The sequence below is a fragment of the Streptomyces sp. NPDC016677 genome (assembly GCF_055562815.1).
This window is the reverse complement of the sequence record NZ_JBVHEO010000003.1, coordinates 283,860-297,111: the sequence shown is the minus strand read 5'-3', so window position 1 is coordinate 297,111 and position 13,252 is coordinate 283,860. Positions and strand designations below refer to the sequence as shown.

Genomic DNA, 13,252 nt, shown 5'->3' with positions numbered 1-13,252 from the left:
GCTGAACAGACCCCTGAGGACGTGAGAGAGCTTGCGTCGCGCGGGCGCGCGCTCGCGCAGTAAACGCTCCATCTCTTCCTGCAGCCACGTCTTCGCCTGAACCTTGCGAGTGACGTCGACGCGTGCGAAGTATGCCGATGTGTCTTGCAAGATCTCGTCGATCTTCGGATCCCGAGACGGTACGTGAGTAACCTTGGGACTTTCCATTTTAGCCCCCGCTCGGCTCGACAACATGCCCCCCTGATCGCTTACCGCAAACTGCCGATATCTAAACGAAGGATAGGCGGCCGCGCAATGGCTACCGGAACAAGCGCCGCTTCACGCCCCCCAGCGCTCCCATGCGCCCCCTGCCGGGCGATGCAGCCACATCAATGGTAACAATAACCGCCTGTATGCTTCCCGTTCATGTCGGCATTGCAATTTATACGCCGCTGGGATGTCGCTACCGGGATCACCGCTAGTTGCTCAGCTTTGGCTTACGTCGGGGCAGTTCTTGCCGAGGAGGTGCCAACTCCTGTTCGCGTGCTGATCGGAGTTGGCGGGGCGCTTTTGATGGCCGTAAGTGTTTTCATTCCGGCGCGTGAGGTTTCGCGCCAGCGGATCGCGCGAAGGGCGGCCGAAGACCTCTGCGAGGCGGCTGTGGCGGACGAACGAACGGTTCTGGAAGACCTGTTGGCGCCGGCCGTCAGTCTGCTCGGGGAAGTGATAAGCGCTCCCAACGCAAGCACGCGGAGTACGTATCAGCAGCAGATGAAGCAGTTGGTGGTTGATCTGGCCGCGGAAAAGATCGGTCCGGCGCGTACGCGCGCCTGCCTGCTGGAACTCGTTCCGGGGCCACCGCGAGTCCTGAGGTGCAACAGCGTCTGGAAGGGCAGGAGCGCGAAGCTGTATCTCTGCTTCAAAGAGGGGATGAACGACGGCAGTGACACCATCATCGGAATAGCGGAGAGCAGGGGCGCGGTCTATATCGAGAACGTGGATGACCCTGGCGTGGCCTTTCCGGCGGGAGCCGACTTCAAGACCTTCATGGCAGTCACTGTGTGGGGTGGGACGCAGAGTTACGGCTGTTTGTCCATAGACGCTGAAGAGGCGGGCGCTCTCAGCGCCACGGAGCAGGTACTGCTGAGAATCCTGGCGGAACTTCTCGGGGCAGCCCTGTCCCGCTGATCCCCGGCCGGTCCCCGGAGAGGAAACCGGCACGGGAGCGGTGGTCCTGCCGTCGCGTCGGTCAGATAGTCGCCGTGTCGATCACGAAGCGGTAGCGCACGTCGCTCGCGAGCACCCGCTCGTAGGCCTCGTTGATCTGGCTCGCCTCGATCAGCTCGATCTCCGCGCCGATGCCGTGCGCGGCGCAGAAGTCCAGCATCTCCTGCGTCTCGGCGATGCCGCCGATCATCGAGCCGGCCAGGTTCTTGCCGCCGCCGATGAGGGAGAAGAGGTTCAGCGAGATCGGCTCCTCGGGGGCGCCGACGTTGGCCAGGGTGCCCCCCGCCGTCAGCAGGCCCAGGTACGCGCCGAAGTCCAGGGGCGCCGAGACCGTGGAGACGATCAGGTCGAAGGTGCCGGCCAGCTCGGTGAAGGTCGCCGGGTCGCTGGTGGCGTAGTAGTGGTCGGCGCCCAGCTTGAGACCGTCGTCCTTCTTGCGCAGCGACTGCGACAGGACGGTCACCTCGGCGCCGAGGGCGTGCGCGATCTTGACGGCCATGTGGCCGAGGCCGCCCAGGCCGACGACGGCGACCTTCTTGCCGGGGCCGGCGCCGAAGCGCTTCAGCGGGGAGTACGTGGTGATGCCGGCGCAGAGCAGCGGCGCGGCCTCGTCGAGGGACAGGCCGTCCGGGATGCGGACCGTGAACGCCTCGTCGACGACGATCTTCTGCGAGTAGCCGCCGTAGGTGGGCTCGCCGTCGTGGCCGATGGCGTTGTACGTGCCGATCTGGCCACGGACGCAGTACTGCTCCTGGCCCGCCCGGCAGTTCTCGCACTCGCGGCAGGAGTCGACCATGCAGCCGACGCCGACGCGGTCGCCGACCTTGAACTTCGTCACACCGGAGCCGACCTCCGAGACGACACCGGCGATCTCGTGGCCGGGGACCATCGGGAAGATGGCCTCGCCCCAGCCCTCACGGGCCTGGTGGATGTCGGAGTGGCAGATACCGGCGTACTGGATGTCGATCAGGACGTCGTGCTCGCGGACGTCCCGCCGCTCGATGGTGGTGCGCTCCAGCGGAGCCTTGGCGGCGGGGGCGGCGTACGCGGCGACAGTGGTCATGCCGGGTTCTCCGGAATCTTCGTAGCGGGGTCTTGCGGAGCGCCGGCCGGCCGGTCGGCCGGGGCGCGTCACCCAGCGTGCCGCCCGCGGCGGCTGCCACCCAGACCACGGTTCTGCGTACGTCCGCCGTGCGTACCACTGACAGGATCAGGCTCCGTGCGTACGACCGCCGGTGTCCAGGAATACGGACGGGGATACTGGAGAGCATGGACGTACCGCCCGAGACCGCACCCTCGCCCGCACCCGGGGCCGGCCCGGGCCTGGACCAGCGCGCCGAGCTGAGCGAGTTCCTGCGCACCCGGCGGGCCCGGCTGAAGCCGGAGGACGTCGGGCTGCCCTCGTACGGGCGGGCCCGCCGGGTGCCGGGGCTGCGCCGGGAGGAGCTGGCGCAGCTCGCCGGGGTGTCCGTGGCGTACTACACCCGCCTGGAGCAGGGCAACGGGCGGAACGTGTCGGCGGAGGTCCTGGAGGCCATCGCCCGCGCGCTGCGGCTGACCGACGCCGAGCGCGCGCACCTGACCCACCTGGCCAAGCCGAAGCAGCAGCGGGGCAGGCACGCGGTGCGGGCCCAGCAGGTGCGGCCGGAGCTGCGGCAGCTGCTGGACTCGCTCGACACGGTCCCGGCGTACATCACCGGCCGGCGCACCGACGTCCTCGCCTACAACCCGCTGGCCTCGGCCCTCTTCGGCGACTGGGACCGGATGCCGGCCCGGGAGCGGAACTGGGCCCGGCTGGTCTTCCTGCGGCCGGACTACCGCGAGCTGTTCGTGGAGTGGGACGGGAAGGCGTCCGACATCGTCGGCTACCTCCGGATGGACGCCGGCTGCCACACCGACGACCCGCTGCTGGCCTCGCTGGTCGGGGAGCTGTCGGTGAAGAGCGAGACGTTCCGGCGGCTGTGGGCCGCGCACGACGTCAAGGAGAAGAGCCACGGCGTCAAGCGGCTGCGGCATCCGCTGGTCGGGGAGCTGACCCTGTCCTTCGAGACGTTCCGCCTGGTGGACGACGCGGAACAGTCCCTGATCACGTACCACGCCGAGCCGGGCTCCCCGTCGGCGGACGCGCTGCGCCTGCTGGCGAGCTGGAGCGCGGAGACAGCCGCTCGCGTCTGAAAGCCGCACACGGCGGCCGAGACTCAACTACCCTCGCGCGCATGCCGTTTCGCGGAATGTTACGAGCAGTCATGATAATCGCCGTGACGCTGACGGGGGTGGTCGCGAGTGGTGTGACGGCGCGGGCGGGCGAGGAGCCGTTGCTGTACTTCAACCACGCGTACGGGGTGCTCGACCGGGAGACCGCCGACGCGATCGAGGGTTCGGCGTATCTGCGGGAGTTCGCCGACTTCCAGGTGCGGACCACGACCGGGGCGGACGGGCGGACGTGGACCGGGCGTTATCTGATGGGGCGCGAGACGTACGTCGAACTGTTCGGGGTGGGCGACCTGCCCGGCCAGGACGGCACGCTGGGCTCCGCCGGGCTCGGGGTGTCGGTCGAGCGCGCCGGTGACCTGGCGAAGGTCGTCGATCGGCTGCCGGAGTACGGCGTCCCCGAGCCGGTCGAGTTCCAGCAGACCCGTGACTTCGGGGACGGGGTGCCGGTGCCGTGGTTCGACGCGGTGTTCACCGACACGCGGTACGACGCCTTCGGGGCGTGGGGGATGGAGTACCGGCCCGAGTACTTCGCCGACCCGCGCGGCAACACGGAGCCGGCGAGCGGGCCGGGGGACGTCGGCCGGGAGCGGTACCTCTCCGACGGCTACCGGGATCACCTGATGCGGAACGTGACGTCCGTCCGCCTCGGGGTGACGCAAGGGGACCTGGCCGACACGGTGCCGCTGCTGCGCGCGGGCGGGTTCGCGGTGCGGGCGGTGCCGGGCGGTGGCGTCGTCGCGGAGGACGGCACCACGACGATCCGGCTGGACACCGTCGCGCGCGACCGGGCGGGGCTGCGGTCCCTCGGCTTCGCCCTCAACCGGCCGGTGGCCGAGCGGCGCGTGGAGCGGATCGGGGACTCCACGCTCGTGGTCGGGCCGGGGGCCCGGGCGGGGTGGAGTTTCGCGGGCGGCGGACAGTAGCGACGGCCGGTTCGTCACCGGTGCCGCCGGGCCGGCCGGTCCGGTTCACAGGTGGCTGACGCCGGTCAGCTTCTCGGCCACCGCCCACAACCGCGCCCCGACGGCCGGGTCGGCCGCCTCCTGGCTGAGCCGGGCGTCGGTGACCCGGCCCCGGGTCTCCCACGGCCCGGCCGGCCCGAAGAACCGGCCGCCCCGCACACCGGGCTCGGTCGCCGCGCGCAACTGCGGCAGCGCGCCCCGCTCCACCGGCTGGGTGGCCAGCGGACCGGCCGACGCGATCAGCCGCCCCAGCCGGCCGCGGTGCTCCCACGCCCGCGGGGTCAGGTTGGTGCGGGTGAGACCGGGGTGGGCCAGCACGCTGACGACCGGCGCGTCGACCGCGCGCAGCCGGCGGTCCAGCTCGACGCCGAAGACCGTGGTGGCGAACTTGGAGCGGCCGTAGGCGGGGCGGGCCGGTGTTCGGCCTGGCCCGCGCCGCCCGCCGGCCCGTGCCCGCGGGGACCACGGTCCGGAGCGGGTACCGGACAGCACCCGGCGGCTGCTGCGGGTGCTGGACACCCCGGCGGTCGTGCGCGGCCGGCACCTCGACCTGCTCGCCTGGAACGTGATGGCCGAGGCGCTGCTCGGCAGCCCGGGGGACCGTCCGCGCGACCGGCTCTACATGCTGCTGCTGATGTTCGACGACACGCTGACCGGCGAACGGAGCTGTCCGGACTGGGAGCGGCAGGCCCTGGAGTACATCGGCATGATGCGCGCCGCCGTCGCCACCGACCCCACCCATCCGCGCGCCACCGCGATCATCGGCGAACTGAGCGTCCGCAGCGCGGAGTTCCGCCGGCTGTGGGCCCGGCACGACGTACGCACGCCGGTCAGCGGAACCAAGACCTTCCGGGTCCCCGAGGTCGGTGACCTCGTCCTGGACCGGGACACGTACCCGCTGCCCGGCTCCCCCGGCCCGTTCCTGCTCGTGTTCACCGCCGAGCCGGGCGGCCCCGACGCGGACCGGCTGCGCCTGCTGGCGTCGCTGCGCGCCACCCGCTCGCTCGGCACGGAGTAGCGACGGCGGACGGTGGCGGGCGGAGCGGCACCTCCGGCGTGCGGACCGGCCGTGCGGCAGTTGCCCCTAAGCTGCACCTCACGCGCGGACACCTCACCCGCCCCGCCCGACCCCCAGTCCCAGGGAGACCAGCGATGACCCGCACGCGTTTCGACATCCCCGACCGTGACGTCCTCCAGGCCCGGCAGAAGCTGGTCCTGGACCACTTCCACGACGAGGTCGTCCACGCGTGGGACGACGTACTGTCGACCTTCCCGCACCCGCACTACGAGCTGGTCCCGACCATGACCGTGCACGACGGCGACTCCGCGGTCCGCGGCTACTACCACGAGACCCGCGTCGCCTTCCCCGACCAGGACCACGAGATCATCGAGCTGCGGCACAGCGCGGACGCCGTCATCGTCGAGTTCTGGCTGCTGGGCACCCACCGCGGACCGCTCGGCAAGATCCCGCCCACCGGCGGTCGCTTCCGGGTCCGTATGACCGCGTACTTCCTCTTCGACGAGGACGAGCGGCTGATATGCGAGCGGGTCTACTTCGACACCCTCTCGATGCTCCGCCAGCTCCTCAAGGCGCTCGACTTCAAGAACCCGCGCGACCTGCTCAAGCTCGCCAAGGCGGTGAAGGGCCTGGCGTCGATGACCCGCGAACCCGATCCGCGCCTGCTGTCCACCACCGTGCCGGCCGACCTGCGGCAGTGACGGGGCGGCCGGCCTGGGGGCCGTGACGGACGGTCCGGGTCAGGGGTTCGGAAAACCGTGAGCACTTCGGGGCGAAGTGCTCACGGTTTTCCGGCGCCCTGTCCGGCGGCGGAGCGCAGGCGGTCCAGCTTCCGCGCGTCCGGGCTGCCGGGTTCGGCCGTGAACGTCATGATCCGCACGTCGTGGTCCGGCACCTTCAGCACGTCGCTGTCCAGCACGATCTCCCCGACGAGCGGGTGCCGGTTCCGCTGGTCGCCGCCGAGTCGCGAGCCGAGCGTCGCGGTGGCCCACAGCTCCCGGAAGCCGGCGCTGGCCCGCCAGGTCTCCCGCACCAGCTCGTCGAGTTCCCTCTCCCCCGGGTACGCGGCGCGGGCGAGCCGCAGATCGGCGACGAGGGCCGCCCCGTCGGGGGCGAAGGGGAAGAGCGGGGCGCGGCCGGTCCCGGTCGCCGGTTCGGCGAAGACCGCCCGTACCAGGTTCCGTTCCCTCGGCGACCGGGCCGCCGGGTCGCCCAGCAGGGCCGCCCAGGACCGCGTCCAGGACAGCAGGGTCCAGGCGGCCGAGAACACGCCCACCGGAATGTCTCCCCAGCGGCTGATCAGCCGGTCGACGCTCGGCGGCACCTCCTGCGGAATCCGCCCCGGTGCCGGCGGGAGAAGCCCCGCGACCAGGTGCAGATGACACGTCTCGTCGTCCGTCAGCCGCAGCGCGCGGGCGAGCGAGGCGACCACCGGGCGGGACGGGCGCCGGGCCCGGCCCTGTTCGAGGCGGAGCAGGTAGTCGACGGAGATCCCGGCGAGCGCGGCGAGTTCCTCGCGGCGCAGTCCCGCCGTCCGCCGGCGCCCCGTGGCCGGCAGGCCGACGTCGTCCGTCGTCAGGCGGTCCCGCCAGGCCCGCAGCGCCTCGCCCAGGGAGTTGTCCGGCACGCTCATGGGCCCAGTCTCGCCCACCGGGCCGTCCGCAGCGTGGTACTGCGGTTCCAGGGTTACGCCGGGTACTGGCCGGCCCGCGCGCGGCGATCGATGCTCGGCGCGAGCGAACGCGTCAGATCGGAGCGCACCCATGCGCACCCACCTCGCCGTCCGACTGGCCCTGGCGGGCATGACCCTGGGACTCGCCGCGGTCCCGGCACCGGCGGGAGCCGCCGCGCCGCCCCTGTCGGACCCGCGCGTCGTGGCCCACTTCGACCGGCCCTCCGGGCAGGCGGCGGAGAGCGTCGTCGTGGAGCCGGACGGTTCGGCCGACGTCGGCCTCATCCTGTCCCGCCAGATCGCGCACGTGTCCCTCGACGGCCGCGTCGAGGTGCTGGCCACCATGCCGCTGCCGGCGGACGGAGGGGTGAACACCCCGGGCGTCGGCACCGCCAACGTGACCGGCATCGAGCGCACCCCGGGCGGCACTCTCTACTTCCTCTACTCCGCCGGTGACGGCGCCCTGACCGGCCTGTGGAAGCTGCCCCCGGGCGGCGGCGAGCCGACGCGGGTCGCGGCTCTCCCCGCGACGAGCTTCGCCAACGGGCTCGCCCGGGACGACCGCACGGGGAACTTCTACATCACGGACTCCACCCGGGGGAAAGTGTGGCGGGTCCCTCCGCACGGCGGCCCGGCCACCGTCTGGGCCGACGGCCCCGCCCTCGCCCCGACCGGCTTCTTCGGCGCCAACGGCGTGAAGGTGCACAACGGCGCGGTGTGGGTGTCCAACATCGACCGCGGGACGATCCTGCGCATCCCCCTGACGGCCACGGGCGGGGCCGGCCGGCCCCAGCTCAAGGCGTCGGGTCTGGACAGCGTCGACGACTTCGCCTTCACCGGCCGGGGCGACCAGCTCCTGGCCGCCCTCAACATCCCCAGCGAGGTGGTACTCATCACCCCGGGCCACCCCGCCCGCACCGTCCTCGACGCGAGCGACGGCCTCCAGAACACCACGTCCGTCGCCGTCACCGACACCACCGCCTACGTCACCAGCGGCGCCCTCACCACAGGCGGCGACGCAAACCTCCTGACGGCCCGCATCACTCAGCCCCGCACCCCGGCGACGAAGGCCCCCCACGCAGAAGCGGCAACCACCAGCACCGGCCCGTCCGGAACCTTGGAGTCCCGAACGGGGACAAGGCCGACGACTCCGTCGGCAACCTCGACGCAGTCGCCGCCGTCACCGTTGCTGTAGCTGCTCTTCGTCCAGAGCGCTTCAGTCAAGTCGATCCGGTTGCTCGCCATTTCGGTATTCCCCTGCCGCAGCCTTGATCCTGGCCAGGGACGCCTTCGGTGACAGTGCGGCGGCCCTGAGCCGATCGTATGCCTTTCGGTACTGCTTCACGAGGGCCGGATCGTCGATGGTGTCCCCGCTGTACGACGCTTCGATGTAGAGGAGCGGCGGCGCGTCGGAGAAGGTCATGACCTTGATAGGGGCCGCCATCAGGGGATACGCGCCACACTTCCGCGGAACGATCTGTGGAGTGATCCGGCGCCACTCGGCCAACTCCACGATCCGGTCGAGCTGTCCGGCCATCTCCTCCGACGAGACGATGGGGTCCAGGAGCAGGGACTCGTGGAGGACCGTCCAGTACTCCGGGGTGGCGTGATCGTCCTCGAAGAGGCGGGCGCGCGCCAGGCGGGCCTGGACCTTCTCCTCCACCTCCTCGTCGCAGGCGTACGGGTGAGCCGACCGTACGAGGGTCCGCGCGTACGCGGCGGTCTGGAGTAGTCCGGGGAACGTGCTGGGGCACCACTCCTCGATGGACTCGGCGTGCTGCTCCGCCTCCAGGACCTTCTCGAAGTACGCGGCGTGCGGCCCCCGCCGCGCCTTCCGCACATCCTCGCAATGCCGCTCGAAGAACTTGTCCGTCTTCAGCACCCGATCCACATGCCGAGCCAGATCCATCGGCATCCGCCGTTCCCCGTGCTCGATGTCGCTGAGGTACGACTTCCCGTAGAAGCTCCCTTCGAGGAGCCCCTCCAGCGACAGCCCCGCCGCCTCCCTCTTCCACCGCAACTCCTTGCCGTAGAAGGTCGGGACGCTCATCGAGCCGTCGATGTCCTTGCGCCGTGCCATTGGCCTGCCCTCTTCCACACTCCGTGCCGCCTACGCGAGACCCCTTTCACGGTAGGGCGCCCGACGTCACTCTGTGAGTGATTCATCACAGCCCGCACACGGAAAGGCGCAGCCCCATGCCCCAGCCCCGCCCCCAGGAAGACGACATGACCCGCTGCGTGGACGAACTCCGCGCCGCGCTCGCCCTCCACGGCATCAGACTCCCCTCCCTCCGCGTGGACCCGTTGACCTTCGCCGGCACGTACGCGCCCTCCGCGGGGCTGATCGCGCTCGGCAGTTGCAACACCGCCACGGCCCGCGCGCTCACCGCGGCCCTCCGGACGGCGGCGCCGGCGTGACCCGCGTGACCGTCGACGTCCGCCTCCTCGCCACGCCCAAGGCCGTCCCCGAACTGCGCCGCCTGCTGCGCCACCACACCTACGACGTCCTGCTCTGCGCGAGCGAACTGCTCACGAACGTCATCGACCACCTCGGCGAGGGCACCCCCGTGACCGTCCGCGTCCACGACACCGGGACCGGCCGCGTCCGTGTGGAGGTCACCGACCCCGCCCCGCGCGCCCTGCCGGTCCTGTGTTCCGCGTCGGACGGTTGCGAGTCCGGACGCGGACTCGCCCTCGTCGACGGGGTCGCGGCCCGATGGGGCGTGGAGCAGGGCCCGGACCACAAGACGGTGTGGTGCGAAGTGTGCCGGGTCCGCGCGCCTTGACAGGGTCGCGCCGCCGTACGGGATCATGGCTGTCGCCGTGCGCCGAGGTGGCTGGGGGGTTGTCATGGACGGTGCCTGGGTGGTGATGCTCGGGCTCCTGGGGGTGGCCGTTCCGGTGGTCGTCGCGTTGTACATGGCCGTCGGGCAGCGCAAACGGCTCGGCCACCAGGTGCAGTTGGACATGGATCCGCGTGACGCGGCGCATCAGCCGTATGCCGGTCCTCTGCGGGAGATCGGGGACGTCCACGGCGCCCGGCCGGCCGATCCGTCGTTCGTCCTGCTGCGGATCCGGAACAGCGGCTGGACGCGGATCGAGGAGCAGGACTACCTGGCCCTCGACGGGGCCTCCGTGGGCATCCGGGTCAGGTTCCCGGGCCGCCGCGTCGTAGGCATGGCCCCGACCGAATTCAGCCATCCCCACCTGGCCGACCACTTCCTGGGTTCCCCCGCCCTCCACGCCCGCGACGATTCCCTCCGGCTGCCCCGGGTACGCCTCGACCGCGGCGCCTCCTACAAGGTGCTGGTCCTCCTGGACCGCGAACCGGGCCACTGCGACGCGCTGTTCCGCCGTCCCGAGGTCGTCGCGGGACTCGCGGGCGGGAGCGTGCGGGAGGAGCGGGGCGGGTCCACGACGTTGCGGCGGGCCGCGGCCCTGATCGCCTTCCTCTGCGCCGTCGTCCTCGCTCAGCTGTGCGCCGCGGTGCTCGGCGACGGGGCTGACTCCGGTGTGACCGGCGTGGACGTGAGTGCCGGTGCGGTCAGCTGGGCGGCGCTGCTCCTCGGCTCGGTCTCCGTCGTCATGGTCTCCGTCGTCATGGTCTCCGTCGTCATGGTCTCCTGGTGGTCGCTGTCCGCCCGCCGCCCGGGCGGCGCGCCCTCCGCGGCCCGCTCCGCCCCGGACGACCCGCACCGCCGGCGGGCCGAGGCGTGGGTCGCGGTGTGGCTGGCCGCCGGCGCCGCCGCGGCGTACCTGGTGGCCTACCTCGCCGGCGGCTCCGTGCTGGACAGCGTCCACGGCGATCGGCTGGGCCCCTCGGACACCGCCCAGGTGCTCGCCGCCATCGGCGCGCTGGGGTCGGCCATCGGCATGAGTACGGCCGCGATCATCAAGGCCGTGGCGCTGCTGATCCACGCGCGGGCGGACATGGAGCGGGCCCGCTCGGGCCGGCCCCGGTCGGAGCAGGAACTGGAACCGCCCCCCGAGGAGGAACAGGCGTGAGCCGCAACGGTACCGGTCAACGCCGCCGGCCGGCGAGCCACTCCTGCAGTTCGTGGTGGCGGAACTGGTAGGCGTTGCCCGAGACGCGCAACAGCCCGCCGCGATGGGCCCAGTCGAGGAACTCCCCCAGTCTGAAGGGCAGGAGGCGTCTCATGCACAGCAGCGAGACGACGTAGCGCGTCCACGCGTTCGCCACGAGCACCACCGCGAGCAGGGACACGACGCCCAGGGCGAGGCCGGGCAGGACCCCCATGGTGACGCCGGCCCCCGTGCCCACGATCAGGCCGAAGACCAGCGCGACCACCAGCCCCGCCGCGAGGTCGCCGCGCAGGAGCCGCCACGGGTCGCTCACCGGGTGGTCCGCTCCGTCCACGGGCAGCGAGGTGGCCCTGCCGAGGAGGAACGTGCTCACCGTCATGACGATCCCCGCCCCGACGCCGAGTGCGGCCAGCACGTCCAGGCCGAGGCGGTGCGGGTAGATGTCGGTGAGGATCGACACCACGGCCGCGCCCGCGCTGCCCAGCAGCGCCAGACCGCCGTTGAGCCACGAGGCGGCGGCACGCATCCTCCGGTAGGACATGAGCCGTCTCGGCGGGGGCCACGGCCGGCTCCACTGCGGCAGCCCCCACAGGCACACCACCGCGGCGGCCCCGGCGACGAACAGGAACGGCGGTGCGGCGTCGGACAGCCGGGCCAGGAGCCCGAACCCGGCCGCGGCCAGGGCGACCAGTACGGTGCAGACCACCAGGTGGGCCAGGCGCACCCGCCGGGGGCCGGCCAGCAGCCACAGCCGGTGCGGCACGATGTCCAGGTCCGGCGCCGCTGGCGGATTCGGGTCGGCGAGGGCCCCGCCCGTCGGCGCCCCGCGCCGCGATCCCGTACCGGTCTGCGACGGCACGGCCCGCAGGTGCCGCGCCAGCGTGGCCAGCCACTCCTGAACGGCCTCCGCCTCGAAGCGGCCGGGGCTCTCCGGGTGCAGCCGTACCGACGCCGGCAGGAACTCGGCGAGCAGGTGGGCCCGCAGGCTGCCGTCGGACGCCCGGGTACGCAACTGATCCGGATCTCCGCCCTCCGCGTACACCGTGGCGGCCAGCGTCAGCGCCCACGGCGTCGACAGGGTCCCGGCCAGGCGGCCCCCAGGGTGCCGCGCGAGTTCGTCGAGGACGGGTCGCCAGCCGTCGTGCGCGGCACGCTCCGCCAGGTACCGGTGGGCCTGCTCGGCGGTGACGGCGGTCAGGTCGATCCAGACCGAGTCCCGCAGGCCGGTGCCGTCGCCGCTCAGCGCCTCGTACCGCTCGGTGCGGCAGGTGACGACGACGGGGGCCGGGGCACGTCCCTGGAACCGGCCGTTCAGCGCCCGCAGGGCGGCACGGGCGTGCGGCGCCCCGGCGGCGGAGGAGGCGGCCGGGTCCATCTCGTCCAGCCCGTCGAGGACGGGCAGCACGCGCCCCTGGCGCACCAGCAGCCTGGCGACGGCCGGGTGCCGGTCGTACTCCTCCACCAGCCGCTCGGCCAGCCAGTCCGCGAAGTCGCGCCGCGTGTCCCAGCCCGCCGGACCGAGCCGCACCGGCACGGGGTCGTCGGGCCGGCGGCTGTCGAGCAGGGCCAGGACCAGTTCCACCGCCAGCACGGTCTTGCCGGCCCCGGCCGGCCCCGTGATCACTGTGCGCCCGTAGGGGGTGCGTGTGTGGAACGAGCCGATCTCTGCGAGCCGCCCGCCGGACACGGGGCCCGAAGGACCGGGTACGGCCGCCGACCGCGCCTGCGCACGGACCGCGAACCGCAGGTCGATCGCGACGTGGTCGGTGCCGAGCAGTTGTCCGCGCTGGAACGTCTCCGACTCGCGCACGCGCGCGGCCAGATCCTCGGCCAGCAGGGGCGTGTCCACCGGCTCCCACGGACTGCGCCGCAGCCCCGCGACGGAGACCACCAGCGCCAGGACCGCGACCACGAGGCCCACGACACCCGCCGTGTCCTGCGGTTCCAGGCCGCCCCGGAGCAGGGCGCGCAGGGTCCATGTCGCACATCCCGCCAGTGCGACTCCGCTGCAGACGAACACCGCCTGCCAGACACGCCGATGACCACGTCCCCCGAACCGCATGCGGACATCATCGCCGTCTCCCGCGCCGCCCGCGCGGACTTTTGGCGACCACGTCCGCCGGGGGCCCCGACGCG

The 13,252-nt window shown here is 72.2% G+C and carries 14 protein-coding genes; 8 read left to right on the top strand and 6 right to left on the bottom strand.

Annotated features, from left to right (window positions below):
- Positions 1-522: 522 nt before the first annotated feature.
- Positions 523-1,167 (top strand): GAF domain-containing protein, encoded by a 645-nt coding sequence (locus tag ACZ3IG_RS11120; RefSeq protein WP_467430968.1) that lies wholly within the window; start codon positions 523-525, stop codon positions 1,165-1,167.
- 61 nt (positions 1,168-1,228) lie between these two features.
- On the opposite strand, the gene ACZ3IG_RS11115 is transcribed toward ACZ3IG_RS11120, so the two are convergent.
- A complete protein-coding gene (locus ACZ3IG_RS11115) occupies positions 1,229-2,269 on the bottom strand; it encodes an NAD(P)-dependent alcohol dehydrogenase (RefSeq protein ID WP_467430967.1) in 1,041 nt (346 codons plus the stop codon).
- Between the two features lie 206 nt (positions 2,270-2,475).
- Here ACZ3IG_RS11115 and ACZ3IG_RS11110 point away from each other — a divergent pair, with 206 nt between their 5' ends.
- Together ACZ3IG_RS11110 and ACZ3IG_RS11105 are read left to right on the top strand one after the other, a co-directional pair.
- Positions 2,476-3,381: a helix-turn-helix domain-containing protein gene (locus ACZ3IG_RS11110; RefSeq protein ID WP_467430966.1), complete on the top strand. Its 906-nt coding sequence runs from the start codon at positions 2,476-2,478 to the stop codon at positions 3,379-3,381.
- 56 nt (positions 3,382-3,437) lie between these two features.
- Complete coding sequence (locus ACZ3IG_RS11105) at positions 3,438-4,343, top strand: DUF5829 family protein (protein ID WP_467431661.1); 906 nt, start codon at positions 3,438-3,440, stop codon at positions 4,341-4,343.
- Between the two features lie 45 nt (positions 4,344-4,388).
- Here ACZ3IG_RS11105 and ACZ3IG_RS11100 read toward each other — a convergent pair whose 3' ends face one another.
- Positions 4,389-4,901, bottom strand: a complete 513-nt coding sequence (locus ACZ3IG_RS11100; RefSeq protein WP_467430965.1) for an SDR family NAD(P)-dependent oxidoreductase — start codon at positions 4,899-4,901, stop codon at positions 4,389-4,391.
- Between ACZ3IG_RS11100 and ACZ3IG_RS11095 the strand changes: the two genes are divergently transcribed.
- Together ACZ3IG_RS11095 and ACZ3IG_RS11090 are read left to right on the top strand one after the other, a co-directional pair.
- A complete protein-coding gene (locus tag ACZ3IG_RS11095) occupies positions 4,891-5,400 on the top strand; it encodes an MmyB family transcriptional regulator (protein WP_467430964.1) in 510 nt (169 codons plus the stop codon). The two genes, ACZ3IG_RS11100 and ACZ3IG_RS11095, sit on opposite strands and share 11 nt — an antisense overlap.
- A 134-nt stretch (positions 5,401-5,534) precedes the next feature.
- Positions 5,535-6,101, top strand: coding sequence for an ester cyclase (locus ACZ3IG_RS11090; RefSeq protein ID WP_467430962.1), 567 nt, complete (start codon positions 5,535-5,537; stop codon positions 6,099-6,101).
- Between the two features lie 80 nt (positions 6,102-6,181).
- On the opposite strand, the gene ACZ3IG_RS11085 is transcribed toward ACZ3IG_RS11090, so the two are convergent.
- The 3 genes from ACZ3IG_RS11085 to ACZ3IG_RS11075 all read right to left on the bottom strand — a co-directional run bounded on the left by ACZ3IG_RS11085 (position 6,182) and on the right by ACZ3IG_RS11075 (position 9,152).
- On the bottom strand, positions 6,182-7,033 hold the full coding sequence (locus tag ACZ3IG_RS11085; protein WP_467430961.1) for a helix-turn-helix domain-containing protein: 852 nt from the start codon (positions 7,031-7,033) through the stop codon (positions 6,182-6,184).
- Positions 7,034-8,116: 1,083 nt separating this feature from the next.
- Positions 8,117-8,317, bottom strand: coding sequence for a DUF397 domain-containing protein (locus tag ACZ3IG_RS11080; RefSeq protein ID WP_467430959.1), 201 nt, complete (start codon positions 8,315-8,317; stop codon positions 8,117-8,119).
- Positions 8,289-9,152 (bottom strand): helix-turn-helix domain-containing protein, encoded by an 864-nt coding sequence (locus ACZ3IG_RS11075; protein ID WP_467430957.1) that lies wholly within the window; start codon positions 9,150-9,152, stop codon positions 8,289-8,291. The genes ACZ3IG_RS11080 and ACZ3IG_RS11075 overlap by 29 nt, the downstream gene beginning before the upstream one ends.
- A 116-nt stretch (positions 9,153-9,268) precedes the next feature.
- Between ACZ3IG_RS11075 and ACZ3IG_RS11070 the strand changes: the two genes are divergently transcribed.
- The 3 genes from ACZ3IG_RS11070 to ACZ3IG_RS11060 all read left to right on the top strand — a co-directional run bounded on the left by ACZ3IG_RS11070 (position 9,269) and on the right by ACZ3IG_RS11060 (position 11,077).
- Entirely contained in the window at positions 9,269-9,490 is a 222-nt protein-coding gene (locus ACZ3IG_RS11070) for a hypothetical protein (protein WP_467430955.1), read from the top strand.
- Positions 9,487-9,858 carry an ATP-binding protein gene (locus ACZ3IG_RS11065; RefSeq protein WP_467430953.1) on the top strand — a complete coding sequence of 124 codons (372 nt, stop codon included), beginning with the start codon at positions 9,487-9,489 and terminating at the stop codon, positions 9,856-9,858. Before ACZ3IG_RS11070 ends, ACZ3IG_RS11065 begins: the two co-directional genes overlap by 4 nt.
- A 64-nt stretch (positions 9,859-9,922) precedes the next feature.
- Positions 9,923-11,077 carry a hypothetical protein gene (locus tag ACZ3IG_RS11060; protein WP_467430951.1) on the top strand — a complete coding sequence of 385 codons (1,155 nt, stop codon included), beginning with the start codon at positions 9,923-9,925 and terminating at the stop codon, positions 11,075-11,077.
- Positions 11,078-11,093: 16 nt separating this feature from the next.
- On the opposite strand, the gene ACZ3IG_RS11055 is transcribed toward ACZ3IG_RS11060, so the two are convergent.
- Positions 11,094-13,178 (bottom strand): NACHT domain-containing protein, encoded by a 2,085-nt coding sequence (locus ACZ3IG_RS11055; protein WP_467430950.1) that lies wholly within the window; start codon positions 13,176-13,178, stop codon positions 11,094-11,096.
- Positions 13,179-13,252 lie beyond the last annotated feature (74 nt).